Raw genomic sequence first — 24,800 nt, 5'->3', positions numbered from 1 at the left:
CAGCTTGCGGCACTCATGTTTCCAAACGTGTCCCGTGCAGGTAAGAACACCCCGCCGTCCGGGCGGACGACGGGGTGTTCTGCAGCACAACGGCGACTAGCTGGTCAGCATCTTGCGCAGCACGTACTGCAGGATGCCGCCGTGGCGGTAGTAGTCCGCCTCACCCGGGGTGTCGATGCGCACGTCGGCATCGAACTCCACGCCGGTGTCGGTCAGCACCTTGACCGTCGACGGGATGCCGCCGTCGTTGAGGGCCTCGACGCCGGTGATCGTGAACGTCTCGGTGCCGGTCAGGCCCAGCGACTCCGCGTTGGTCTTGGGCGGGAACTGCAGCGGGAGCACGCCCATGCCGATCAGGTTCGAGCGGTGGATGCGCTCGTACGACTCGGCGATGACCGCGCGTACGCCCAGCAGCATCGTGCCCTTGGCCGCCCAGTCACGCGACGAGCCGGAGCCGTACTCCTTGCCGGCCAGGATGACCAGCGGGACGCCGGCCTCCTTGTACGCCACCGAGGCGTCGTAGATGCTGCTCTGCTCGCCGGTCAGGTGGTTGACGGTGAAGCCGCCCTCCACGCCGGGGACGAGCTGGTTGCGCAGGCGGATGTTGGCGAACGTGCCGCGGATCATCACCTCGTGGTTGCCGCGCCGGGAGCCGTACGAGTTGAACTCGTGCCGGGGCACCCCGTGCTCGGCCAGGTACTTGCCCGCGGGGGAGTCGGCCTTGATCGAGCTGGCCGGCGAGATGTGGTCGGTGGTCACCGAGTCGCCCAGCTTGGCCAGCACCCGCGCGCCGGCGATGTTCGTGACCGGCGACGGGTCGGCCTGCATGCCCTCGAAGTACGGGGGCTTGCGCACGTAGGTCGACTCCGGCGCCCACTCGAAGGTCTTGCCCTCGGGCGTGGGCAGCGACTGCCACTGCTCGTCACCGGCGAAGACGTCCTGGTAGGCCGTGCTGAAGCCGGTGGCGCCGATGGCCGAGGCGATGACCTCGTCGATCTCCTTGGCGCTGGGCCAGATGTCGGCCAGGAAGACCGGCTGGCCGTCCGAGCCGGTGCCCAGCGGCTCGGTGGTGATGTCCAGGTCCATCGTGCCGGCCAGCGCGTACGCGACCACCAGCGGCGGCGAGGCCAGGTAGTTCATCTTGACGTCCGGGTTGATCCGGCCCTCGAAGTTGCGGTTGCCGGACAGCACGCTCACCGCGGTGAGGTCGGCCTCGTTGACCGCGGCCGAGATGGCCTCGGGCAGCGGGCCGGAGTTGCCGATGCAGGTGGTGCAGCCGTAACCGACCAGGTTGAAGCCGAGCTTGTCGAGGTACGGCGTCAGGCCGGCCCGGTCGTAGTAGTCCATGACGACCTTGGAACCCGGCGCGAGCGTGGTCTTGACCCACGGCTTGCGGTTCAGGCCCTTGTCGACCGCGTTCCGGGCGAGCAGCGCGGCACCGATCATGACCTGCGGGTTCGAGGTGTTGGTGCAGCTGGTGATGGCGGCGATGACGACCGCGCCGTGGTCCAGCTCGAACTCGGCGCCGTCCTCGCCGACCACCCGGGTCGGCTTCGACGGCCGGCCGTCCGCGTTGGCGGCTGCGCTGACCAGGTGGTGCGGCTTGTCGGCGGCCGAGTCGGTGTGGTTGGCCGGCGGGTCGCTGGCCGGGAACGACTCGGCGCTGGCCTCGTCGGCCGGGCCGTCGGTGCCGTCGGAGACGTAGTTGCCCAGCACCTCGCGGAACATGGCCTTGGCCCGGTCCAGCGGGACCCGGTCCTGCGGGCGCTTCGGGCCGGCCAGCGACGGCACGATGGTCGACAGGTCGAGCTCGAGGCGCTCGGAGTAGTTCGGCTCCCCGGCCGGGTCGTGCCACAGGCCCTGGCGCTTCGCGTACGCCTCGACCAGCGCGACCTGCTGCTCGGAGCGGCCGGTGAGCTTGAGGTACTTGATGGTCTCGTCGTCGATCGGGAAGATCGCCACGGTGGAGCCGTACTCGGGCGACATGTTGCCGATGGTGGCCCGGTTGGCCAGCGGCACGGCGCTGACGCCGGGGCCGTAGAACTCGACGAACTTGCTGACCACGCCGTGCTCGCGGAGCATCTCGGTGATGGTCAGCACCAGGTCGGTGGCGGTGGTGCCGGCCGGCATCTCGCCGTGCAGCTTGAAACCGACGACCCGCGGGATCAGCATGCTGACCGGCTGGCCCAGCATCGCGGCCTCGGCCTCGATGCCGCCGACGCCCCAGCCCAGCACGCCCAGGCCGTTGACCATGGTGGTGTGCGAGTCGGTGCCGACGACGGTGTCCGGGTACGCCTGGCCGTTGCGTTCCATGATCGTGCGGGCCAGGTATTCGATGTTGACCTGGTGGACGATGCCGGTGCCGGGCGGGACGACCTTGAACTCGTTGAACGCGGTCTGGCCCCAGCGCAGGAACTGGTAGCGCTCGCGGTTGCGCTGGTATTCCAGCTCCACGTTGCGGGCGAAGGCGTCCTCGCGGCCGAACAGGTCGGCGATGACCGAGTGGTCGATGACCAGCTCGGCCGGGGCGAGGGGGTTGACCTTGGTGGGGTCGCCGCCCAGCTCCTTGACGGCCTCGCGCATGGTGGCGAGGTCGACGACGCAGGGCACGCCGGTGAAGTCCTGCATGAGCACCCGCGCCGGGGTGAACTGGATCTCCACGCTCGGATCGGCGGTGGGATCCCAGCCGCCGAGGGCCCGGATGTGGTCGGCGGTGATGTTCGCGCCGTCCTCCGTGCGGAGCAGGTTCTCCAGCAGGATCTTCAGGGAGTACGGCAGGCGGTCATGCCCGTCGACCTTGTCGATCGTGAAAATCTCGTAGCTCGCGTCTGCGACGCGTAGCTCGCTCTTCGCACCAAAGGTGTCGAGGCTGGCCACGTCATCTCCTTCACACCCAGCGACCGTGAGTAGTCCTCATCAGTCTGTCCCACCGGTGACGGCCGCCCGCCGGTTAGGTTGTCCTAACTCAGGGTTCACGTCTTCCGTAAACCGTACGTCCGTCTTGTTATTCGGTGCAACCCGGGTCCGAGGTTTGCTCCTCATGATCAACGGGAACTGACCGGCCCGTGCAGGCACCCACGGATCTGGAGCACCTCACCGACTTCTTCGACCGCTACGGCTCGGCCCTGACCAGGGGCGACGTCTCGGCGGTGGCCGGCTGCTACGCGCTGCCGGGCATGGTGGTCTCGGACTCGTACAGCTTCACGTTCGCCTCGCCGGCGGCGGTGGCCCTGTCGTTCCTCGGTGCCGCGCCGGCGTACAAGGAGCAGCAGATCGTCGCCGCGCACGCCCAGCTGCGCGACGTGCAGCAGCTCAGCCCGGCATTGGCGATGGTCGCCGTCGAATGGGAGTACCTCGACAGCTTCGGCAACGCGGTGCCCGGCGAGAGCTACCGCTACCTGATCCGGGTCGACGCGAACGGCCCGCGGATCACCACCGTCATCGCGACGCACTGAAACTGACGCACCCCGGTGCCATCATGTCCAGGTGACCACGATCGAGATCACCTCGCCCGAGGCCGGGACCGAGCTCACCAGCGCCGGGCTCAGCAGACCGCAGTGGCTGGTCGTGCACTACCGGCGCGAGGACGAGGGCTACGGCGACTGGTCACTGCACGCCTGGGGTGACATCGCCCCCGACGCGATCACCGGCTTCCCCGGCGGGCACCCGTTCGCCGGTGCCGATTCCTACGGCCGGTTCGCCTGGGTGCGGCTGGCCGACGCCGCCCGCGAGGTCGGCTTCCTGGTGGTCGACCACACCGGCGCCAAGGACGTGGCCACCGACCGGCACGTCGACCCGGCCGTCACCCCGCAGATCTGGCTGCGCCCCGGCGACCCGACCGTCTACCCCAGCGCCGCCGCGGCCGGCCACACCACCGAGGTCCCCGCCGAGGACGACTTCGCGGTCATCCACTACCGGCGGGCCGACGGCGACTACGACGGCTGGGGTGTGCACGCCTGGGAGGGCACTCCCGCCAAACCACGCTGGCACGCGCCGCTCGCCCCCGCCGCCTTCGACACGTTCGGTGCGGTCTTCCGGGTGCCGGTCCGCCCCGACGCCGTCGGCCTGCGCTTCGTGCTGCACCGCGGGGACGCCAAGGACCTGCCCGACGACCAGCGCCTCGACCTGACCGCCGGCCGTGAGGTGTGGCTGCTCTCGGGCACCACGGCGCCCGTGCTGCCCGACGTACGGTCGCTCGGTCCCGAGCTCGACCCGGCCCGGGCCCTGGCCGTCTTCCTCGACCGCACCACGCTGGCCCTGCCGCCGCACCTCGCCGACCGGGCCGTGAGCTTCGCCCTGGTCGCGGCCCCCGACGGCGGCCTGCGCCGCGACGGCGACGAGCTGACCGGCGAGCGCACCATCCTGCCACTGACCCCACGCCCCGGCGGCCTGTTCCAGGCGCAGAGCCGGCACTTCCCGCACCTGCGGGCCTACCGCGCCTTCGCGGTGCCCGAGCTGGGCGACGCGGCGCTGGGCCATCTGCTGCGCGGGCAGCTGCTCGCGGTCGGCCGCGACCACGCCGGCCGGATCGCGGCCCTGACGGCGGTCCAGCTCCCCGGCGTGCTCGACGACCTGTACGCGGACGCCGCCGACGCCGAGCTGGGCGTGGTCATGGAGGAGGAGCGCCCGGCCATCTCGGTGTGGGCGCCGACCGCGCGCACCGTCGCCCTGGAGCTCTCCCGCACCCCCGGCGACGACGAGCCGAAGGTCCTGCCGATGGACCGGGACGCGCTGACCGGCGTCTGGTCGATCGCCGGCAAACGCAAGTGGCTCGGCCGCTACTACCGCTTCCGGGTCGAGGTCTGGCACCCGGCGGCGCAGCGGGTGGTGACCAGCAGCGTCACCGACCCGTACTCGCTCTCGCTGTCGGTCGACTCCACCCACAGCCAGCTCGTCGACCTCGACGACCCCGAGCTCCAGCCGCCGGGCTGGGCGACCCTGGTCAAGCCGCCGCCGGTCGCGCCCGCCCGGATGCAGATCGCCGAGCTGCACGTCCGTGACTTCTCCATCGCCGACACCACCGTGCCGCCCGAGCAGCGCGGCACCTATCTGGCCTTCACCCGCGACGACTCGGCCGGGATGCGGCACCTGCGGATGCTCGCCGACGCCGGGCTCACTCACGTGCACCTGCTGCCGGCCTTCGACTACTCGACCGTGCCGGACCGCCGCGCCGACCAGGCGGTGCCCAAGTGCGACCTGGCCGCTCTCCCGCCGGACTCACCCGAGCAGCAGCGCGCGGTCATGGCCGTCGCCGCCGAGGACGGCTTCAACTGGGGCTACGACCCGCTGCACTACACGACCCCGGAGGGCAGCTTCGCCGTCGAGCCCGCCGGCAGCGCCCGCATCCTGGAGTTCCGGTCGATGGTCGCCGCCCTCAACGCGGCCGGCCTGCGCGTGATCATGGACGTCGTCTACAACCACACCATGGCCGACGGGCTGGCGCCGTTCAGCGTGCTCGACCGCATCGTCCCGGGTTATTACCACCGGCTGCTCGACGACGGCACGGTCGCCGAGTCCACCTGCTGCTCCAACACCGCACCCGAGCACATGATGATGGGCCGGCTGGTCATCGACTCCGTCGTCACCTGGGCCCGCGAGCACAAGGTGGACGGCTTCCGCTTCGATCTCATGGGACACCACCCGCGGGCCAACATCCTGGAGACCCGGGTCACCCTGGACCACATCGATCCCGCCATCTACCTGTACGGCGAGGGCTGGAACTTCGGCGAGATCGCCTACGACGCCCGGTTCGTGCAGGCCACCCAGGTCAACATGGCGGGCACCGGGATCGGCACGTTCAACGACCGGCTCCGGGACGCGGTCCGCGGCGGCGGCTCCTTCGGCGACGACCCGTCGGAGCAGGGGTTCGCCACCGGGCTGGGCGCGGCGACCCCGCTGTCGGTGCACGACCGGATCAAGGTGGGCCTGTCGGGTGGCCTGGCGGCGTACCGGTTCGTCACCCACACCGGCGCCGAGCACAGCGGCGCGCAGATCGACTACAACGGCTCACCCAGCGGATACGCGGCCGCGCCGGGCGAGTGCGTGACGTACGTCGACGCCCACGACAACGAGATCCTCTACGACGCGATGGCCTTCAAGCTGCCGCAGTCCCTGCCGATGATGGACCGCGCCCGCATGCAGGTCCTGGCGCTGTCCCTGGTGGTGCTGGGCCAGGGCGTCGGCTTCGTGGCGCTCGGCACGGAACGACTGCGCTCCAAGTCGCTGGACCGCAACTCCTACGACTCGGGCGACTGGTTCAACCAGATCCGCTGGAACGGCGCCGACGGCAACGGCTTCGGCGTGGGCCTGCCCCCGGCCCCGGACAACGAGGACAAGTGGCCGTGGGCCCGGCCGCTGCTGGCCGACCCGGCCCTGGTGCCGTCGGCCGAGATCATGGACCTGACCGCGGCCCGGTACGCCGAGCTGTTGCGCATCCGCCGCTCGTCGCCGGTCTTCGGGTTGCCCACGGCGGACGAGGTCCAGCGGAGGCTGACCTTCCCGCTGGGCGGGCCGCACGAAAGTCCTGGCGTGATCGTGATGGGCCTGGACGGGACCGGGCTGGACCAGCGCTGGAGCACGGTGGTGGCGGTCTTCAACGCGACCGGGAGCCCGACGACGCAGCACGTGCCGGCGTTGGCCGGGGTGCGGCTGGAGTTGCACCCCGAGCTGGTGGCTTCGGCGGATCCCGTGGTGCGGACGGCCACGGCTGAGGCGGGCACGCTGAGCGTGCCGGCCCGCTCGGTGGTGGTCTTCGTCGCCGACCTGGCCTGAGCGACTCCGAGGGCTGAGCTGTCGTCAGCCTTCGGGCGGCGGGCAGCTCGGCACGGTGACCGTGAAGGTCGTGCCGCCGTCCGGGCCGGCCGGCTCCGCCGAGAGGCCGCCGTGGTGGGCGTCGATGATCGCCTTGCTGATGGCCAGGCCCAGCCCGGTGCCCTTGATCCCCTGGGACACCGCGTTCGACGCGCGGAAGAACCGGTCGAACAGGTGCGGGCGTTGCTCCGCCGGGATGCCGATGCCGGTGTCGGTGATCCGCAGCGTCGTCGTCGCGGTCGCGTCGTCGTGGCGGCCGGTCACGGTCACCGTGCCGCCCTGCGGGGTGTATTTCACCGCGTTCGAGATCAGGTTGTCGAGGACCTGGCGGAGCCGTACCGGGTCGGCGTGGGCGGGCAGATGCCGGGCCACGTCCACCTCGATGGTGATGTCCTTGGCCGTCGCGTCCGGGCGGCGGGCATCCACGCTGTCCACCACCAGCCGGATCAGCGACAGCGGGCGCGGTTCCAGCTTCAGCTGTCCCGCGTCGATCCGGGCCGTGTCCAGCAGGTCGTCGACCAGGCCCTGCATGTGGGCGCTGTGCTTGTCGATCACCGATGCCAGGTGCCGGTGGTCGCCGGTCAGGCCCGCGTCGTCGAGGAGCATCTCGGTGTAGCCGCGGATCGTCGCCAGCGGGTTCCGGAGCTCGTGGCTGACCAGGGCCACCAGTTCGTCCTTGAGCCGGTCGAGTTCCCGAAGCCGGCGGTTCTGCTGCTGCTGGTCGTGCAGCACCTGCTCGCGGCGGTCGGCCAGTTCGCGGCGGGCGGTCACGTCGGTCGCGATGCCGTCGATGTACAGCCGCCCGCCTTCCGGGCGGGGCACCGAACGGATCCACACCCAGCGGGCGACGCCGTCCAGGCCGAGCAGGCGGACCTCCGCGTCCGCCGGTTCGCCGCCGAAGACCGTGTCGCGCAGCCGGGCCATGGCCGGCAGGTCGTCCGGGTGCACGTTCTCGGCCATGATCTTCGCGATGTCGATGCCCGGCGGCAGCTGCCCGCCCAGGACGCCGTGGCTGTCGGGGCTGGCGTAGACGACGACGGGCCGGCCGTCGTCCTCGATGGCGTAGGTCCACACGTAGTCGTTGACCTGGGCCACGACCCGGTCGAAGGCGCGCTGGGTGGCCGCCAGGACCCGGGTGAGCTCCTCCGCGCGGCGGCGCTCCAGGTGCCGGCCCAGGTGGGCGCAGACGCCGTCGAGCATGGTCAGCAGTTCCGCGTCGGGCTTCTCCACCGTGGTGCTCAGGAACAGCAGGACGCCGAGGATCCGGTCGTCGCTGCGGACCGGCAGGCCCACGGCAGTGCGCAGACCCGCGGCACGGGCCTCGTCGCGGCGCACCGCCGTACGGGGATCGTCGGCGAGCTCCGGCACCCACAGCTCCGCGCCGGTCTCCCAGACGATCCCGGCCAGTCCGGTGCCGCGGGGCATGACGAACGGCTTGTCGTTGGTCACCGCGGGCAGCGGATGCCCCGGCTCCGTCCAGTGGCCGACCCGGCTGATCATGCCGGTCTCGTCGTCGGTGCGCCAGAACTCCCCGCAGGTCCAGCCGAGCGCGGAGGCGATGGCGGCCACGGTGCCGGTGGCGGCCTGCTCGGCGGTGGTGGCGTCGGCCAGGGCGCGGGCCACGGCGTGCTGGGTCTGCTGCAGGGTCGCGGCCCGGTGCTGGTCGGTGACGTCGTGCAGGGCGGCGACCGCGCCCAGGTGCCGCCCGTCGGCGGTGGTGATCGGGCGGGCGTTCGCCACGAAACGGCGGCGCCGGCCGTCGGCGGCCCGGACCGTCACGTCCTGCCCGTCGACGTGCTCCCCGGCGTACGCCCGGGCCAGCGGCACCTCGTCCGGCTCCAGCGGGCGCCGGCCGTCCGGGTCGTATAGCCGGCCCGCCGCGGCGAGCGAGGCGACCCCCGCGGGTTCCTCGCCCGGCTCGTACAGCGCGCGCAGGGCGCTGTTGCGCAGCACGAGCCGCCCCTGCTCGTCGCAGGCGGCCACCCCGGTGTCGAGGCTGTCGAGCAGCGTGTGCAGGAACGTCCGGTCGTCGTCGGCCCGCTGCGCGGCTGCCTTGCGGTCGGTGATGTCGTGCAGGAACGCGTGGCAGACCAGGGCGTCGTTCTCGGCCACCACCTGCAGCGTCATCTCGATCGGGAACTCGCGGCCGGAACGGTCCACGGCGGCCAGTTCGAGGCGCTGCCCGGACAGGTGCGACACGCCGGTCTCGCGTACCCGGCGCAGCCCGGCCTCGTGCGCGGCCCGGAAGCGGGCCGGGAGGATGAGCTCGCCGACCGGCCGGCCGATGGCCTCGGCCGCCGGGTAGCCGAAGAGCGCGGCCGCCGCGGTGTTCCAGGCCGAGATCACGCCGTCGATGTCGGTGGACACGAACGCGTCGTGCGCGGTGTCGAGCACGCGGCGCATGCGCTCGGTCGCCAGCAGCAGATCCCGGTTCGCAGTCCGCAGTGCGATCTCTGTCTCGGCGGCGGTGGCCAGCGCCTGCACGATCGCGAGTTCCTGGGGCGTCCAGTCGCGGGGCACGGTGTCGATCACGCAGAACGAGCCCAGCACCGCGCCGTCGGGGGCGTGCAGCGGGTAGCCGGCATAGGCCGCCACCTGCAGATCCTCGATGGCGAGGTTGTCACGCAGGCGCGGGTCGGCGCGGGCGTCCGGCACGATCAGCGGGGCGTCGTCGATGACCACGTACTGGCAGAAGGAGTGCGACAGCGGGGTCCCGCGCCGGCTCGCCCAGGGCTCCTCCAGCCCGACCTGGCTGGCGAAGACCTGGCAGTCGGCATCGACCATCGAGACCAGGGCCATCGGGGCGCCGGCCTGCTGCGCCGCGGCGAAAGCCAGCCGGTCGAGCGACGGATAGCAGCCGTCCTCGAGCAGGCCGGTCTCCCGCAGCCGCCGCAGGCGTACCGCGCCGGTCAGCCGCGCGTGCTCCTCCACGTCTTACCCATCGTCTGATTCGCGGCCGCCATGAGCGTGTGGCGGGTCACCCGCGCGGCGAGGGCCACGGGTGCGCGGCCGTTGCGCCGATCTGGGAACATGGGCGCGGCCCGCCGGGTGGCGGGCGTTCTCGAGGTCGGAGGTCACCGTGCGGTACGCCCGGGCAATGTGCGGCATCGCCCTCGTCGCGGCCCTGGCCGGTTGCACGGACGACAAGCCGGCGGCGGCCCCGCCCACCTTCGTCGCGCCCGGGTCGGCGCCGGCGTGGACCGAGCCGGCCGACTACGCCTTCGTCGCCGAACGGCAGTGCGAGGGCGGCCCGTCCCTGGGCAGATACCGCGTCACCGTCACCGCCGGCGAGGTCGCCGGCGTCGAGCGGGTCGACGGCAAGACCGCCTCCGGCGAGGAGGAGATCGAGGTGCCGTCGCTGGGCGGGCTGCTGGAGCTGGCGCGGACCGCGGCCGACGACGGCGGCGCGATGACCGTCAAGACGGACCCGGCGGACGGCCACCCGGTCGCGGTCACCTTCGACGTCTCCGACGGCACCGATCCGGCTGCCGGCGGGGAAGGCCCCACCTGCTTCGTGATCTCCGACTACGCTCCGCGCGCCTAGGCCGCGCTGCTCGGGAGCCCGCTACTCGGGCAGGCGCGGGCCGGCCTCGCGCTGGGACGCCAGCCACGCCTCCACCTGGTCGGCCGAGCGGGGCAGGCCGGCCGACAGGTTGCGGCAGCCGTCGGCGGTGACCAGGACGTCGTCCTCGATGCGGATGCCGATGCCGCGCAGCTCCTCCGGGACCAGCTCGTCCTCGGGCTGGAAGTACAGGCCCGGCTCGACGGTCAGGACGTAGCCCTGGCCGAGCTCGCCGTCGCGGTAGGTCTCCTTGCGGGCCGCCGAGCAGTCGTGCACGTCGATGCCGAGCATGTGGCCGAAGCCGTGCAGGGTCCAGCGGCGGTACACCGTGGACTCCTCGGACATCGCCTCGTCCACGCTCACCGGCAGCAGGTCGAGGTCGCGCAGGCCCTCGGCGAGGACGCGCATGCAGGTCAGGTGCACGTCGCGGAACTTGACGCCGGGCCGGATCGCGTCCATGCCGGCCTGCTGGGAGGCGTGCACGATGTCGTAGACCTGGCGCTGCAGCGGGGTGAAGGTGCCCGAGACCGGCAGCGTGCGGGTCACGTCGGCGGTGTAGAACGTGCGGCCCTCGACGCCCATGTCCATCAGCAGCAGCTCGCCCGGCTTGGTCACGCCGGTGTTGCGGACCCAGTGCAGGATCGTCGCGTGCGCGCCGGCGCCGACGATGCTGCCGTAGCCGACGTCGTTGCCGTCCGTGCGGGCGCGCAACCCGAAGACGCCCTCCAGCAGGCGCTCCTTGACGCCGCGGTCGGCCGGCAGGACGCGGGCGACGTCCTCGAAGCCGCGCACGGTGGCGTCGATGGCGTCCTGCAGCTGGGCGATCTCCCACTCGTCCTTGACCAGCTTGAGCTCCGAGATCACCCCGGCCAGGGCGCGGTCGCGGCGGGCCCGCGGGTCCGGCTCGTACGCCAGGATCGCGCGGTCCACGTTGGCGTCGTGGCCGCGCAGCACCCGGGTGCGGGCCGGCGCGCAGTCGGCCAGGGCCGGCCCGAGCTCGCCCCACGGCGCCGTCTCGATGCCGAGCTCGGTCGACTTCTCCGCGAGGGTGTGCCGGCGGCCGACCCACAGCTCGCCGTCGCGGCTGCGGAAGAACTCGTCGGTCTCCTTGGAGGAGCGCTGGTGGCTGTAGAGGACCGCGTCGTGCCCGGAGCCGCTGGGCCGCAGCATCAGCACGCTGCCGGGGTCGCTGTCGCCGGTCAGGTAGACGAAGTCGCTGCCCGGGCGGAACGGGTAGTCGGTGTCGTTGGCGCGGACCTTCTCGGTGCCGCTGGGGATGATCAGCGTCTCGCCCGGGAACGCGTCGGAGAGCGCGGCCCGCCGCTTGGCGTAGTTGGGCGTCTCCGGACGGGGTGTCACGCTCAGCGCGTCGTCCCGCCAGCCTCCGCGCATGAACTGCAGGAACGCCTCCGGGAAGTCCGGGTCGTGCGACTCGGTCCTCGGTGTCGTGCCCTCGCTCTGCTCGGCCATGGCCGGCCCTCCCGTCATCCGCGCGGCGTCGCTCGTCCCGTCCTGACGTTACCGTCTCCCCAAGATCAAGAGCAGCCCGGCATCACCCGTTGCCCAGGGTGAGGCAGGCCACGCGCGGTCCGGCCGTCCCGGCCTTGCCCGCAGCGGTACGGGTGTGCTCAGCGTGCACGATCAACGAGCGGGCCGGCTCCACCTCGTCGAAGGTCCAGTTCTGCTTCGCGGTGACCGAGGCGCCGCCGCGCGTGTCGGCGGTGAAGTCGAGCCACACCTCGTTGCGCGGATTGGCGTAGGCCGGGTCGACCGAGGGCGGTTTCGGGTCGGGACTGTGCTGGTAGTGCGGGCCGGCGTCCTCCGGTGTCGCGGTGCACGGCCGGGTGTGCAGGTGGGCCCCGTACGCCCGGCGCGGGACCAGGCCGCCGGCGGTCAGCCGTACCGTCGTGCCCGTGGCCGTCCGGGAGATCGTGAGCTGGGCCGTCGCACCGGGCGGGACCACCTTGGGGTCGTAGGTGACCGCCCGCGTGCTCTGCGGGAACGGCAGGAAGGTGCCGGAGACGGTGCCCTCCACCAGCGGAGCCGCCAGGTCGTCCGGAGAAGGCGCCGACGAGGGCAGTGCCGGGCTCGGTGCGCCGCTGACCAGCCAGGGCGTCGAGCCCGGCGGCAGCGACGCGGCGGACCCGGTCGCCGTGCCGCCCGGGCCGGTGCAGCCCGTCAGGGTTGCGGTGAGCAGGAGGGGCAGGGCGAAAGCGCGCGAATGCATAGCTTGAATTCTGTCAAACAACCACAAAACGGGCGAGCATTCGGGAGTGGCTGGCTTTCTCGCGTCCTGGGCGTAAGGCTGACGGCATCGGTGCGGCGTTACGTGGAGGGGATCCGGATGGGCTACGCGGTGGTGCTCGGTGAGGCGTTGGTGGATCTGCTGGAGACCGAGCGCGACGGCGAGCTGATCTATCGGCAGGCGATCGGCGGCGCCCCGCTCAACGTGTCGGTCGGCGTCACCCGGCTCGGCGGGGAGGTGCAGTACTTCGGCTCGCTCGGCAACGACACCCTCGGCGACCGGATCGCCGCGTTCCTGCGCCAGATCGGGGTGGGCACGACCGGGCTGAAGCGCGTACCGGTGCCGACCACGCTGGCTGTGACGACCTTCGAGGGCGCCGAGCCGACCTTCCAGTTCTACGGCGAGCCGCCCTCGTACGCGCTGCTGCGCCCCGAGGACGTCGACGACAAGGTGGTGGCCGGAGCCGCCGTGCTCTACACCGGGTCGATCAGCCTGATGCGCGAACCGTTCCGGGCCGCGGCCCGCAAGGCCTGGGCGATCCCGGGGCCGCTGAAGGTCTTCGACCCCAACGTACGCCCGAAGCTGCTGCCCGACGGCGCCGCCGTCAGCGAGCTGCGCGACCTGGTCGAGGAGTTCTTCGCCACCGCCGACCTGGTCAAACTCAGCTCAGCCGACGCCGAGGTGCTCTGGGACGGCGCGGGCCCGGCCGCCGCCGCGGAGCGCATCCTCAAGACCGGCGCGAAGGCGGTCGTGGTGACCTGCGGCTCCAAGGGCGCGTACGTGGCCACCGGGTCGAGCACGGTCATGCTGCCGGCGCCGACAGTCGACGCGGTGGACGCCACCGGCGCGGGCGACTCGGTGATGGGCGCGCTGGTCCGCCGCCTGCTGGCCGACGGCGTACCGGCCACGCCCGAGGGCTGGCAGAGCTACGTCCGCTTCGCGCTGGCGGTGGCCGGCCTGGTCTGTGAACGCACGGGCGGCGCGGTGGCGATGCCGACCGCCGAGGAGCTCACCGCCCGCTGGGGCGCGCTGCTGTAACGCGGCCGGTGCCCGGCGCACCGGGAAGAAAGTTCGCCGCGAGCGATGATTCGGCGGCGCGGTGGGAGTCACCTCTCGGACAACGCATCCCGACCGCGTCCGGAGGACCCTCGATGACCACGATTCCCGTCACCGCCCAGCAGCTCGCCGTGCCCGGCGCCCGGCTGCACCACGAGGTACGCGGCAGCGGCCCGCTCGTGCTGCTGGCCGGCGCGCCGATGGACGCCCGCTCGTTCGAGGCGCTCGCCGGCCTGCTGGCCCGCGACCACACCGTGCTGACCACCGACCCCCGCGGCATCAACCGCAGCACGGCGGAGCACCCCGACCGGGACTCCACCCCGCAGGAACGCGCCGACGACCTGGCCCGGCTGCTGACCCACGTCGACGCCGGACCGGCCGTGGCGCTCGGCTCCAGCGGCGGCGCGGTCAGCGTGCTGGCCCTGGCGCAGACCCGGCCCGAGCTGGTGCACACCGTGATCGCCCACGAACCGCCGCTGGAGGAGCTGCTGGAGGACCGCGCCGAGCTGTACGCCGCCACCGAGGACATGGTCGCCACGTACCTGGCCGGGGACGTGCTCGGTGCCTGGGTCCGGTTCCTGCGGACGGCGAACATCCCCTTCCCGCCGGAGATGATCGAGCAGGTGTTCCTCAGCGACCGCTCGCCGCAGACCGTCGCCGACGAGCACTTCCAGTTCGCCCACATGCTGCGGGCCACCGCCCGGTGGGTGCCCGACCTCGACCGGCTGCGGGCGGTGCCGACGCGGATCGTGGTCGGCATCGGCGAGGACTCCACCGGGCAGCTGTGCGACCGGGCGTCCCGGGCGCTCGCCGCGGGCCTCGGCCTCGCGCCCACCATGTTCCCCGGCGGCCACATCGGCTTCGCCGAGGACCCGGCGGCGTTCGAGGTACGCCTGCGGGCCGTCCTGGAAGGCTGACCGTCGGGCACACTTCGTGAGGTGAGTGACACCCGCGCCGAACCCGCCGACCTGGCCCGGGCCCGCAACGGCGACGACGAGGCGTTCAACCGCGTCGTCGGGCCGTTTCGCCGGGAGCTGCACGCCCACTGCTACCGAATGCTCGGCTCCACCCACGACGCCGACGACGCGCTGCAGGACGCGCTGCTGCGGGCGTGGCGCGGGCTGGCCGGGTTCGAGGGCCGCAGCTCGCTGCGCTCGTGGCTCTACACCGTGGCCACCCGGACCTGCCTGGACGCGGTCGAGGCGCGGGGACGGCGGGCGCTGCCCGTCGACGTCGGGCCGTCGAGTCCCCGGGCGGTGCTCGGTGATGTGCCGTCGCACGAGGTCGCGTGGCTGGGGCCGTACCCGGACGGGCAGCTGGGCCGCGCCCGGCCGGACGCGCGCTACGAGCAGCGCGAGGCGGTCGAGCTCGCGTTCGTCGCCGCCCTGCAGCACCTGCCGGGCAACCAGCGGGCGGCGCTGCTGCTCTTCGAGGTGCTCGGCTTCACGGCGGCCGAGATCGCCGAGGTGATGGCGACCTCGACCGCGTCGGTGAACAGCGCGCTGCAGCGGGCCCGGGCGATCGTGGCGGCGAAGGTGCCGGCGCCCAGCCAGCAGCAGACCCTGCGCAAGCTCGGCGACGCGCGGCTCCGGGAGATCGTCAGCGGATATTCGGCGGCCCTGGAACGCGGCGACGTCGACGGCCTGGTCACGCTGCTCACCGAGGACGTGACCTGGGCGATGCCGCCGCTGCCGCACTGGTACGCGGGGCTGGCGGCCGTCACCGACTTCGCGGCCCGGGTGCCGTTGAGCTCGTGCGGCTCGTGGCACAACGTGACGGTGACCGCGAACGGGCAGCCCGCGGTCGCGCAGTACCTCGACGGGCGGGCGTGGGCGATCACCGTGCTGACCCTGCGCGACGACCGGATCGCGGAGATCACCTCGTTCCTGGGCGGGGAACACTTCGCGGCCTTCGGGCTGCCGGTAGCGAGCCCGCAGGCCAAGATGGGTCATGACGCGATACACGATCGACGCCCCCACCGCGATCCGTCTCGTCCGTGACGGCGTGCCGGTGGCCGCCGACCACCAGCTCGTCGCCCCCAACGTGCTCCGCTCCCAGGCGCTCTCCCTGCTCTACCGGCAGACCCGGCAGGGTGAGATCGCCGCAGCGGACGCGCGGGCGCTGCTCGACGGGATCACCACGATGAAGATCCGGCTGCTCGGCGACCGGGTCTCCCGGCAGACCGCGTGGCGGGTGGCCGAGCAGCTCGGCTGGGACGACACGGTCGCCGCGGAATACGTGGCCGTCGCGCAGCTGCAGGCCGACGCCTTCGTGACCCTCGACGAGGAACTGGCCCGTCAGGTCGAGGGCGTGGTGCCGCTGGCGCCGTTCGAGGCGCTGCTCACCTAATCGCCGAGGGCCTTGGCGATGAAGCGCTGCCGGTCCAGGAGCACCCGCTCGACCCGGACCTCGGCCACCAGCTCCTCACCGTCGCGCACCACGACGTCGAAGAGCAGCTTGCGACCGTCCACCTTGGCCAGCGTGGCCAGCGCGGTGACCCGGCGCCCGAGCGGGGTGGGCGCGCGGTGCTCGACCTCGGCGCGGACGCCGACCGTGGTGACGCCGCCCGGCATCTGGCGCGCGGTCGCGGCGACCGTGGCGGCCTCGGCCAGCGCGAGCACCCTGGGCGTGCCGAGCACGGGCACGTCACCCGAGCCGAGCGCCTGGGCGGTGTCCGCGTCGGTGACGGTCAGCTCCACCCGGGCGCTGAGCCCGGGGGAGAACTCCGGTAGCTCCATGCGACACAGCTTAGGGCTGCGACGGCCGGCGCCAGTACGCGTCATCCACAGGCACAGCGTCATCCACAGGCACCGCGGGCGCCGGACCGGGATCGGTAGAGTCGGCCCGGACCGTCTGCTCCCCCTGGCCGGCCGCGGGCTGACCGGCGAAGGACGGGCCCTGGACAGCCGGCGCCAGGATCGGCTGCTGCGGCCCGGTGGCCTGCGCCGCCACGGCCCGGGCGTGACGGGCGCGGATCGACAGCTGCTCGGCGAGCCACCACGCCTCGTCGACGTCGCGGTCCTGAGCCACCCCGGACCGGCCGCCCGCGGTGTCGGCGTACACGGTGGCCAGGCGCAACATCCGCTGCACCGGCCCCTGCACGACCCGTACGCTCTGCAGCCGCGCGTACGGGACCATGGTCAGCTCCTTGGTGAGCAGCCCGGAGCGCGCGACGAAGACCTCCGGCGTCAGCCCCGTGCCGAACGACCGCAGCGCGAACGGGTGCAGCCAGCGCGCCCGGTCCGGCGGCGGCAGCGTGGCGAGCGCGGCCAGGTCGACGCCCGGGAGCACCTCCCAGACCAGCTGCCGGCCGGCCGCGAACACGCCCACCGGCAGCAGGCGGTCCGAGCGCTTGTCGTCGTTCGACTGCGGGCCGGCGTACCCGGCTATGTCCAGGCGCATGTGCAGCCAGTCCTTGGCCCGCCAGAGCAGCGGCCAGGTCACCCCGATGGACTGCACCCGGTTCAGCGGCACGATCTGGCTGCGGGTCTCCAGCAGCCCGAAGCGCACCGCGAGCCGCCCGTCGGGGTCGCGGGCCAGCCGGAAGTCCCAGTCCTGCAGCACCCGCCGGACCGGTTGCAGCAGCACACCGGCCATCGCGGTCACCGTGCTGGCGATGCCGACGAACGTCCAGGACCCTTCGAGCACGAACTGCATCACCACGAAGGCGACGCCGACCGGCAGCAGGAAAGCCTGCGGGGTGAGCAGCTGGCTGATCAGCAGGTCACGGTTGCTGACCCGGAAGAGCGGCCGCTCGGGCGCGGCCACCGCCGGCTCCGCGGAGCCCGGAGCAACAACAACCCCGGGGGTACGGCCGGCGAGCGCAAGCAACCGCTGCCGGAGCGCGGCGGCCTCCCGGACACTCAGGTACGCCAGCGGAGCCTCGGTCTTGCCGCCACCGACCACCTCGAGCCGCAGCTCGGCCAGCCCGGTGAGCTGGGCCAGCAACGGGCGCCGCATCTCGACGGCCTGCAACCGGTCGAGCGGGATGGCCCGGTTGCGCCGCCAGAGCAGCCCGTCCTGGATCCGCAGCTCCCGCCCGACGACGTGATAGCCGGTGTTCAGCCAGCCGATCACCGCGAAGATCACCACGCCGACCGCGACGACGGCCACGACGAGGGCGAAGCGCTCGATGCCGACCTGCGACAACGTCTGCCAGCTCAGGGCGGCGACGATGACGGCGATGGACTTGGCGCCGCTGAGCAGCGGGCTGAGCGGGTGCAACCGCCGCCGGGGCTCTGCGACCACCCCGTCCGCGGGCGGCCCGGCCTCGGTGGGCGGCCCATTCGGCTCAGGGGCGGGCGGGGGTGGGCTGGCTTGGCCGGCCGGCCCGCCGGGCTCGAGGGCGGCCGGCGGCTGGGCGACGGCGGACGGGTCAGCGGCGAGTAGCGATCGGTCGGCGGCATGCACTCCGTCGGCGGGGGCCGCCTGGCCGGCGGCATCGGACGGCTCGGCGGTGTGGGACGGGCCGGCGGCATCGGAGGGCCCGGCGGCTGCGGCGGCCTCGTCTGGTCCGGGGTCCGGCTGGGGGCGGGAGTAGGCGGCGGTCACAGGCCTTCGGCCCGGTCCTCGCCCAGCGCCGTCAGCCTGTCGCGCAGGCGGGACGCCTCCTCCGGCGGGAGGCCGGGGATCTTGGCGTCGCTGGCTGCCGAGGCGGTGTGCAGCTGGACGGTGGCCAGCTTGAACGCGCGTTCCAGCGGTCCGGCCGTCACGTCGACGAACTGCATGCGGGCGTACGGCACGATCGACAGCCGGCGGATCACCAGGCCGTGGCGGACCAGGAGGTCGTTGTCGCGTTCCGCGTACCCCCAGGCTTTGACGGCCCGGACCGTCACCAGGGAGCGCCAGACGGCGACGGCCACGACCACCGCCATGGCCGCCCGCCAGATCCAGTGGTCCGTCAGGACCGCGCCGACCGTCAGGCCGGCCAGGACGATGACCACCCAGACCGCCCTGTTGATCAATTCCACAGTGATCAGGCTGCGGGAGACCGGCCGCCATTCGACCGTGTCGGGCCACGGCTCGAGCGGGTCGGTCGGGGCAAGCGCCGGGGCGCTGGGCTCGGTCACGCTGAAAGCCTAAGCGGAGCTGTCGCGCTGCGGCGCCCGGAACGGGGTGACCTCGCGCAGGAATGCCCGCGCGGTCAGGAAATCGGTGAGGTATTCACGGTGGTCGTCGCAGGCCAGCCAGGTCTTGCGGTACGCCGGGTCGTGCAGCTTGGGGTTGTTCCAGCGCAGCGACCAGGCGCCGGGCGCACGGCAGCCCTTGCGCGAACACTGGGGTGAAAGCTCCTCGAGCCCCTCAACCATGGGGAGAACACTATCCGGTGGGAGGGGTTAGAGCGCCGGGCGACCACGGGGGAAGTCGCCCGGCGACGGGCTGAATGTTACACGCTCACGCCGGTGCCGCGTCTACCCGCTGGAGGTGCCCGTTCGAGCGCATCGCGCAGAAAGATCGACATCCTCGCCGCGTGGCGGGCGGGTAATCCGCCTCTGCCCGACGGCTCCCAGCGTGGTCGTGTAAGTCTTGAGCGTCGGCACCCGTGCCGGCGCGACCTGAGAACCGCAGAACTCGATGGAGGACCGGTGGCCGAGCCGACCATGCCCGAGGGCACGAGCAGCGCCGATCCGGGCAACGCCGAGCAGGCCCGGCCGGAGACGAGCCGGCCGGCGCAGGGCTGGCCCGAGCAGGCGCGGCCCGAGCAGGCGCGGCCCGAGCAGGCGCGGCCCGAGCAGGCGCGGCCCGAGCTGGGCCGGCCGGTGCCGCCCGCCCAGGACGCCACCCAGCTGGAACGGGCCATGTTCGAGGTCAAGCGAGTCATCGTCGGCCAGGACCGGATGGTCGAGCGGATGTTCGTCGCGCTGCTGGCCCGCGGGCACTGCCTGCTCGAGGGCGTGCCCGGCGTGGCCAAGACGCTGGCGGTCGAGACCCTGGCCCGGGTCGTCGGCGGTTCCTTCTCGCGCATCCAGTTCACCCCCGACCTGGTCCCCGCCGACATCGTCGGCACCCGGATCTACCGGCAGTCGAGCGAGAAGTTCGACGTCGAGCTCGGCCCGGTCTTCGTCAACTTCCTGCTTGCCGACGAGATCAACCGGGCGCCCGCCAAGGTGCAGTCGGCCCTGCTCGAGGTCATGGCCGAGCACCAGGTGTCGATCGGCGGCCAGACCCACGCGGTGCCGGACCCGTTCCTGGTCATGGCGACCCAGAACCCGATCGAGCAGGAGGGCGTCTACCCGCTGCCCGAGGCGCAGCGCGACCGCTTCCTGATGAAGATCCTGGTCGGCTACCCGACCGACGCCGAGGAACGCGAGATCGTCTACCGGATGGGCGTCAGCCCGCCGGAGCCCAAGGCGATCTTCACCCCGGCGGACCTGCTCGCCCTGCAGCGCCGCGCGGACCAGGTCTTCGTGCACAACGCGCTGGTCGACTACACCGTCCGGCTGGTGCTGGCCACCCGCGCGCCGGCCCAGCACGGCATGCCCGACGTGGCCCAGTTGATCCAGTACGGCGCCAGCCCGCGCGCCTCGCTCGGCATCGTCCGCGCCACCCGGGCCCTCGCCCTGCTCCGCGGCCGCGACTACGCCCTGCCGCAGGACGTGCAGGACATCGCCCCGGACATCCTGCGGCACCGGCTGGTGCTCAGCTACGACGCGCTGGCCGACGACATCCCGGCCGACCACATCGTCGCCCGGATCATGGCCAGCGTGCCGATGCCGTCGGTCGCCTCCCGGCAGGGCACCTCGCCCAACGGGCACTCCGGCGCCCACCCCAACGGCCACCCGGTGTCGGCGGTGCCGGCCAGCGGCGGTCCGGCGTTCGACTCGTTGCCGCAGCAGCCGGCCTGGCCGGGACAGCAGTGACGGCCGGCTCGTGACGACCGCCGACCTCCCGCCCGTGGTCAAGGACGCGAGCACGGCCCGCGCCGAGGCCGTCCTGTCGCGCCTGCAACTGCTGGTCACCCGCAAGCTGGACGGTCTGCTGCAGGGCGACTACGCGGGGCTGCTGCCCGGTCCGGGCAGCGAGGCGGGGGAGAGCCGCGAATACCGGCCCGGCGACGACGTGCGCCGGATGGACTGGCCGGTCACGGCCCGGACCACGCTTCCGCACGTACGGCGCACGGTCGCCGACCGTGAACTGGAGACGTGGATGGCCGTCGACCTGTCGGCCAGCCTCGACTTCGGCACGGCGACCATGCTCAAACGCGACCTGGTGCTCGCGGCGGCCACGGCGATGGCGCACCTGACCGTACGCGGCGGGAACCGGATCGGCGCGGTCGTGGGCACCGGCTCGGGCCTGCCCGCCCGGCCGTCCGGCGGCTTCAGCTGGCGCCGGCGGCGGGAGCCCAGCACCCCGGCACCGCAGACCCAGCCGATGGTGCGGATGCCCGCCCGGCCCGGCCGCAAGGAGGCGCAGGGGCTGCTGCGCGCGATCGCCCGTACCCGGATCCGGCCCGGACGCACCGACCTGGGTGAGCTGATCGACATGCTGAACCGGCCACCGCGCCGCCGGGGTGTCGCCGTGGTCATCTCCGACTTCCTGGCGCCGGTCGAGGGCTGGTCCCGGCCGATCCGCAAGCTCGGGGTCCGGCACGATGTGCTGGCGATCGAGGTCGTCGACCCGCGCGAGCTGGAGCTGCCGGACGTCGGCGTGCTGACCCTGGCCGACCCGGAGACCGGCGTGCTGCACGAGGTGCAGACGGCCGATCCGGTGCTGCGGGCCCGGTACGCCGAGGCCGCCGGCAACCAGCGCGGCGAGATTGCCCGGGCGCTCCGGGCCGCCGGTGCCGCACACTTGAGGTTGCGCACCGACACCGACTGGCTGCTCGACGTCGTCCGTTTTGTGGCCGCCCAACGACACGCACGCACCCGGGGGACAACGCGATGATCCGTTTCCTGCAGCCGTGGTGGCTGCTCGCCGTCCTGTCCGTCCTGCTGGTGGCGGGCGCTTACGTCCTGCGGCAGTTCCGCCGCCGCACGTACGCGATGAAGTTCACTAACGTGGAGCTGTTGCGCACCCTGGCGCCCAAGGGCCTGGGCTGGCGCCGGCACGTGGCCGCCGGCGCCTTCCTGCTGAGCCTGCTGTCGCTGGCGTTCGCGATGGCCCGGCCGTCGATCGACCGCGAGGAGCCGCTGGAACGGGCGACCGTGATGCTGGCCATCGACGTGTCGCTGTCGATGGAGGCCGACGACGTCCAGCCGAACCGGATCGAGGCGGCCCAGGAGGCGGCCAAGGCGTTCGTGCAGGAGCTGCCGCCGACGTACAACCTGGGCCTGGTCTCGTTCGCGAAGGCGGCGAACGTGCTGGTGTCGCCGACCAAGGACCGCGCCGCGGTGCTCGCCGGCATCGACGGGCTGACCCTGGCCGAGGCGACGGCGACCGGCGAGGCGGTCTTCACCTCGCTGGACGCGATCCGCACGGTCCCGGCCGACGGTGCCGACGGCGTGCCGCCGGCCCGCATCGTGCTGCTCTCGGACGGCTACCGGACGTCGGGCCGCTCGGTCGAGGACGCGGCGGCGGCGGCCGAGGCGGCCAACGTGCCGGTCTCGACGATCGCCTTCGGCACCGACACCGGAGTGGTCGACATCCGCGGCCAGCTGCAGCGGGTGCCGGTGGACCGGCTGTCGCTGCAGCAGCTGGCGGACAAGACCAAGGGCTACTTCTACGAGGCGGCGTCGGTCTCGGAGCTCAAGCAGGTGTACGAGGACATGGGCAGCTCGATCGGCCACCGGATCGAGCCCCGTGAGGTCACCCAGTGGTACGCCGGGGTGGCTCTGCTGCTCGGGCTCCTCGCCGGGGCGATGAGTCTGCTCTGGACCTCACGCCTGCCCTGACCGGGCGCGGGGCCGATCAGGCCGCGATCGCGCCGCCGTCGACCGGCAGCACTGCCCCGTGCACGTAGGCTGCCTCGTCCCCGGCGAGGAACGCGACGGCGGCCGCCACTTCTCGCGGGTCGCCGAGGCGCCGGGCGGGCAGGGCCGCCGCGACGGATTCGAGTCCGGCGCCGCCGCCGGTGCCCTCGGGTCGGATCGGACCGGGGCTGACGGCATTGACGCGTACGCCGGCAGGCCCGAACTCCGCGGCCCAGCCCTGGGTCAGGAGCAGCAGGGCCGCCTTGCTGGAGCCGTACAGCCCCGCGGCCACGGAGCCGCGATGGGCCGCGCCGGTGAGGATGTTGACCACCGCTCCGGAGCCACGCTCGATCATCGCCGGGACCAGCGACTGCACCAGGAAGTACGGGGCCTTGACGTTCAGCGCGTACATGGTGTCGAACGCGGCCTCGGTCGTCGCCGCCGTCGGCCCGAACGTGAAGACTCCCGCGTTGTTGACCAGAATGTCGACCTGACCGGTGACGCGGAGGGCGCGGTCGGCCAGCCCGGCTGTTCCTGCCGTCGTCGTGAGGTCGGCCGCCAGGAAATCCGCACGACCGCCGCGGTCGCGGATCCGCGTGACTGCCGCGCCTCCTCGCCCGGCGTCGCGACCCTAGACGAGCACATGAGCGCCGCGCTCGGCGAGCAGGTCGGCCACGGCGCGGCCGATGCCGCTCGTGGATCCGGTGACGAGCGCCGTGCGGCCGTCGAGGTGAGGGGACATGGAACACGCCTTCCGCGTCGGTGTTCAGTCGTCCCCGGCACTATCGCGGTCGCCGGCCCGGTCGTCCGAACTCCTTTGCGGCTTCGGCAAGTCTCGATGTGGGTCCCGTGGTGCGGGTGCCGAGTCAGGGGGTGCTGTGGACGAGGACGAAGAGGACGACCACCCAGGCGGCGGCGATGGTGAAGGTGAGGGGAGCGACGAACTTACCCATGGCTGTGACTTTCCGGTGGTGACCGACGGGGAAAGTGCGCACACGGCTCGTCGCGGCCGGCATCCGGCTCCCGTCGCGGCGCGGCACGACACCACCCGGCTCCGGCAGACAGACGGAGCCACAGGGCGGTTGGAGCGGGAAGGGTTGCTGCGTCAGCGGGTCAGGCTCGGGGCGCACGCCGGTGAAGACGCGCGGCGGTCGAGGTCAGAGCGGCTGACGAACGGCCCGGCCACGACTAGGAGGATCGCTATCTCGCACAGCGATCACCTCCGTGAGTAGTCCGGGCTCGGGAACCGTCGAAGAGCGTACCTCTTAAGCGGGGCTTAAGGTAATCGGGCTCACCGTGGTGTCGCCCACGTGTCGCGACCGCGAGAATGCCGGCCAGCACGGGCAGCCAGGCGAGGCGCTCCCAGGCCCAGCCGGCGCTGTCCGGGGCGGTCAGCAGGCCGGGCATCGCGGGGTTGAGCAGGGCCGCGGCGCCGGCGACGACCAGCAGCACGCTCTGATGGCCGAGGTAGACCGGGACGGCGGCCCGGTTGAGGGCGGTGATCGGGCGCCGGACCCGATCGTGGCGCAGGAGCCGGGCCAACGGTCCGCGCAGCATCAGAAAGACACCGATCTGGGTGACGGCCAGCGCGACGGCGGCCAGGGTGGGCGGGTCGAGGTTGGACCGTCCGCCGCCGGGGACTCCGACCGCGCTGACGGGATAGCCGCCGATGAGGATCAGCGCGGCCAGGATTGCGGCGCCATTGCAGGCGAGCGCGGCGCCGACCCAGGGACCGGCGCCCACGGACGGGCCGGTGCTTAAGGACGGGCCGGTGCCTGCGGGCGAGCGGGTGCCTGCGGACGGGCCGGCGCCCACAGGCAGGCTGACGGCGACCCGCGGGCCGGCGGCCCGGCGCGGCACGCCGTCGGGCGGACCGGTGGCGACCCGGGCGCGGCGGCGGTCGCTGCCGGCCAGCATCATGCCGAGCAGCCAGGGGATCGACCACGCCGCCGGGATCACGACGAGGTCCGGCAGGAGTCCGAGATCCCCGGCCGCGACGGCCACGAGCGGCGGCAGGACGGCCGCCACCCCGAGCCGGCGGACGACCCGGCCCAGCGGGCCGGTAGCGGCGCGCAGGGCGAGATAGGGCAGCAGGAACCACAGCGGGCTCACGACCAGGCCGGCGATCGTGCGCAGCGTCGCGGTGGGGGTGCCCAGCGCCGCCCCCACGAAGAGGACCAGCGCCCACCCGGCCAGCAGGAAGGCGGCCGGACGCAGCAACCGCGCGAGCGCCCCGCGACCCCGCTCAGCGGCGGCGGGCCGGGGTGTTGCGGTGGAG

General features: G+C 72.9%; 20 protein-coding genes and 1 pseudogene. 10 read left to right on the top strand and 11 right to left on the bottom strand.

The features are described 5' to 3' along the window. Positions 1 to 96: 96 nt before the first annotated feature. Positions 97 to 2,877 carry an aconitate hydratase gene (locus ACWEOZ_RS33970; RefSeq protein ID WP_451914773.1) on the bottom strand — a complete coding sequence of 927 codons (2,781 nt, stop codon included), beginning with the start codon at positions 2,875 to 2,877 and terminating at the stop codon, positions 97 to 99. Between the two features lie 188 nt (positions 2,878 to 3,065). On the opposite strand from ACWEOZ_RS33970, the gene ACWEOZ_RS33965 reads away from it, so the two are divergent. Together ACWEOZ_RS33965 and pulA are read left to right on the top strand one after the other, a co-directional pair. After that, positions 3,066 to 3,455, top strand: a complete 390-nt coding sequence (locus ACWEOZ_RS33965; RefSeq protein WP_451914772.1) for a hypothetical protein — start codon at positions 3,066 to 3,068, stop codon at positions 3,453 to 3,455. A gap of 31 nt (positions 3,456 to 3,486) precedes the next feature. Then, complete coding sequence (gene pulA / locus ACWEOZ_RS33960) at positions 3,487 to 6,771, top strand: pullulanase-type alpha-1,6-glucosidase (RefSeq protein WP_451914771.1); 3,285 nt, start codon at positions 3,487 to 3,489, stop codon at positions 6,769 to 6,771. Positions 6,772 to 6,795: 24 nt separating this feature from the next. Here pulA and ACWEOZ_RS33955 read toward each other — a convergent pair whose 3' ends face one another. Then, on the bottom strand, positions 6,796 to 9,741 hold the full coding sequence (locus ACWEOZ_RS33955; RefSeq protein ID WP_451914770.1) for a PAS domain S-box protein: 2,946 nt from the start codon (positions 9,739 to 9,741) through the stop codon (positions 6,796 to 6,798). A 148-nt stretch (positions 9,742 to 9,889) separates the two neighbouring features. Between ACWEOZ_RS33955 and ACWEOZ_RS33950 the strand changes: the two genes are divergently transcribed. Beyond that, positions 9,890 to 10,354: a hypothetical protein gene (locus ACWEOZ_RS33950; protein WP_451914769.1), complete on the top strand. Its 465-nt coding sequence runs from the start codon at positions 9,890 to 9,892 to the stop codon at positions 10,352 to 10,354. A gap of 21 nt (positions 10,355 to 10,375) precedes the next feature. Here the strand turns inward: ACWEOZ_RS33950 and ACWEOZ_RS33945 are convergent, their stop codons facing one another. Continuing rightward, positions 10,376 to 11,842 (bottom strand): aminopeptidase P family protein, encoded by a 1,467-nt coding sequence (locus tag ACWEOZ_RS33945; protein WP_451914768.1) that lies wholly within the window; start codon positions 11,840 to 11,842, stop codon positions 10,376 to 10,378. A gap of 82 nt (positions 11,843 to 11,924) precedes the next feature. Next, entirely contained in the window at positions 11,925 to 12,599 is a 675-nt protein-coding gene (locus ACWEOZ_RS33940) for a superoxide dismutase family protein (protein ID WP_451914767.1), read from the bottom strand. 117 nt (positions 12,600 to 12,716) lie between these two features. On the opposite strand from ACWEOZ_RS33940, the gene ACWEOZ_RS33935 reads away from it, so the two are divergent. The 4 genes from ACWEOZ_RS33935 to ACWEOZ_RS33920 all read left to right on the top strand — a co-directional run bounded on the left by ACWEOZ_RS33935 (position 12,717) and on the right by ACWEOZ_RS33920 (position 16,022). Beyond that, complete coding sequence (locus ACWEOZ_RS33935) at positions 12,717 to 13,655, top strand: carbohydrate kinase family protein (RefSeq protein WP_451914825.1); 939 nt, start codon at positions 12,717 to 12,719, stop codon at positions 13,653 to 13,655. A 113-nt stretch (positions 13,656 to 13,768) separates the two neighbouring features. Continuing rightward, entirely contained in the window at positions 13,769 to 14,590 is an 822-nt protein-coding gene (locus ACWEOZ_RS33930; RefSeq protein WP_451914766.1) for an alpha/beta fold hydrolase, read from the top strand. A 21-nt stretch (positions 14,591 to 14,611) separates the two neighbouring features. After that, positions 14,612 to 15,673 carry a sigma-70 family RNA polymerase sigma factor gene (locus ACWEOZ_RS33925; RefSeq protein WP_451914765.1) on the top strand — a complete coding sequence of 354 codons (1,062 nt, stop codon included), beginning with the start codon at positions 14,612 to 14,614 and terminating at the stop codon, positions 15,671 to 15,673. After that, positions 15,624 to 16,022, top strand: coding sequence for a hypothetical protein (locus tag ACWEOZ_RS33920; protein ID WP_451914764.1), 399 nt, complete (start codon positions 15,624 to 15,626; stop codon positions 16,020 to 16,022). The genes ACWEOZ_RS33925 and ACWEOZ_RS33920 overlap by 50 nt, the downstream gene beginning before the upstream one ends. Here the strand turns inward: ACWEOZ_RS33920 and ACWEOZ_RS33915 are convergent. The 4 genes from ACWEOZ_RS33915 to ACWEOZ_RS33900 all read right to left on the bottom strand — a co-directional run bounded on the left by ACWEOZ_RS33915 (position 16,019) and on the right by ACWEOZ_RS33900 (position 18,982). Further along, the gene (locus ACWEOZ_RS33915) at positions 16,019 to 16,411 is read right to left on the bottom strand and encodes a thioesterase family protein (protein ID WP_451914763.1); all 393 of its coding nucleotides are present in this window, start codon (positions 16,409 to 16,411) and stop codon (positions 16,019 to 16,021) included. The genes ACWEOZ_RS33920 and ACWEOZ_RS33915 overlap by 4 nt on opposite strands. 10 nt (positions 16,412 to 16,421) lie before the next feature. Further along, on the bottom strand, positions 16,422 to 18,083 hold the full coding sequence (locus tag ACWEOZ_RS33910) for a PH domain-containing protein (protein WP_451914824.1): 1,662 nt from the start codon (positions 18,081 to 18,083) through the stop codon (positions 16,422 to 16,424). A gap of 137 nt (positions 18,084 to 18,220) precedes the next feature. Continuing rightward, positions 18,221 to 18,742, bottom strand: coding sequence for a PH domain-containing protein (locus tag ACWEOZ_RS33905; RefSeq protein WP_451914762.1), 522 nt, complete (start codon positions 18,740 to 18,742; stop codon positions 18,221 to 18,223). Between the two features lie 9 nt (positions 18,743 to 18,751). Then, entirely contained in the window at positions 18,752 to 18,982 is a 231-nt protein-coding gene (locus tag ACWEOZ_RS33900; RefSeq protein WP_451914761.1) for a hypothetical protein, read from the bottom strand. A gap of 276 nt (positions 18,983 to 19,258) precedes the next feature. Here ACWEOZ_RS33900 and ACWEOZ_RS33895 point away from each other — a divergent pair, with 276 nt between their 5' ends. The 3 genes from ACWEOZ_RS33895 to ACWEOZ_RS33885 are packed head-to-tail and all read left to right on the top strand — an operon-like array spanning position 19,259 to position 22,504. Further along, positions 19,259 to 20,533 carry an AAA family ATPase gene (locus ACWEOZ_RS33895; protein WP_451914760.1) on the top strand — a complete coding sequence of 425 codons (1,275 nt, stop codon included), beginning with the start codon at positions 19,259 to 19,261 and terminating at the stop codon, positions 20,531 to 20,533. A gap of 10 nt (positions 20,534 to 20,543) precedes the next feature. Beyond that, complete coding sequence (locus tag ACWEOZ_RS33890) at positions 20,544 to 21,557, top strand: DUF58 domain-containing protein (protein WP_451914759.1); 1,014 nt, start codon at positions 20,544 to 20,546, stop codon at positions 21,555 to 21,557. Next, positions 21,554 to 22,504 (top strand): VWA domain-containing protein, encoded by a 951-nt coding sequence (locus ACWEOZ_RS33885; protein WP_451914758.1) that lies wholly within the window; start codon positions 21,554 to 21,556, stop codon positions 22,502 to 22,504. Before ACWEOZ_RS33890 ends, ACWEOZ_RS33885 begins: the two co-directional genes overlap by 4 nt. A gap of 16 nt (positions 22,505 to 22,520) precedes the next feature. Here ACWEOZ_RS33885 and ACWEOZ_RS33880 read toward each other — a convergent pair. From ACWEOZ_RS33880 to ACWEOZ_RS33870, 3 genes and pseudogenes are all read right to left on the bottom strand, one after another. Continuing rightward, positions 22,521 to 23,264: pseudogene (locus ACWEOZ_RS33880) on the bottom strand (SDR family NAD(P)-dependent oxidoreductase). Between the two features lie 124 nt (positions 23,265 to 23,388). Beyond that, positions 23,389 to 23,517, bottom strand: coding sequence for a hypothetical protein (locus tag ACWEOZ_RS33875; RefSeq protein WP_360547664.1), 129 nt, complete (start codon positions 23,515 to 23,517; stop codon positions 23,389 to 23,391). A 205-nt stretch (positions 23,518 to 23,722) separates the two neighbouring features. Next, positions 23,723 to 24,800: hypothetical protein (locus tag ACWEOZ_RS33870; protein ID WP_451914757.1), on the bottom strand; the 1,078-nt coding region annotated here is incomplete at its 5' end.

Source organism: Actinoplanes sp. NPDC004185 (assembly GCF_053603475.1).
The sequence above is the reverse complement of the archived record's forward strand: the minus strand, read 5'-3'. Positions and strand labels throughout refer to the sequence as shown.

Coding starts and splice junctions, on each gene's coding strand:
- ACWEOZ_RS33945 (WP_451914768.1), bottom strand. CDS start 11,842: ATGGCCGAGCAGAGCGAGGGCACGACACCGAGGACCGAGTCGCACGAC.
- ACWEOZ_RS33920 (WP_451914764.1), top strand. CDS start 15,624: ATGACGCGATACACGATCGACGCCCCCACCGCGATCCGTCTCGTCCGT.
- ACWEOZ_RS33900 (WP_451914761.1), bottom strand. CDS start 18,982: ATGGTTGAGGGGCTCGAGGAGCTTTCACCCCAGTGTTCGCGCAAGGGC.
- ACWEOZ_RS33930 (WP_451914766.1), top strand. CDS start 13,769: ATGACCACGATTCCCGTCACCGCCCAGCAGCTCGCCGTGCCCGGCGCC.
- ACWEOZ_RS33885 (WP_451914758.1), top strand. CDS start 21,554: ATGATCCGTTTCCTGCAGCCGTGGTGGCTGCTCGCCGTCCTGTCCGTC.
- ACWEOZ_RS33915 (WP_451914763.1), bottom strand. CDS start 16,411: ATGGAGCTACCGGAGTTCTCCCCCGGGCTCAGCGCCCGGGTGGAGCTG.
- ACWEOZ_RS33940 (WP_451914767.1), bottom strand. CDS start 12,599: ATGCATTCGCGCGCTTTCGCCCTGCCCCTCCTGCTCACCGCAACCCTG.
- ACWEOZ_RS33935 (WP_451914825.1), top strand. CDS start 12,717: ATGGGCTACGCGGTGGTGCTCGGTGAGGCGTTGGTGGATCTGCTGGAG.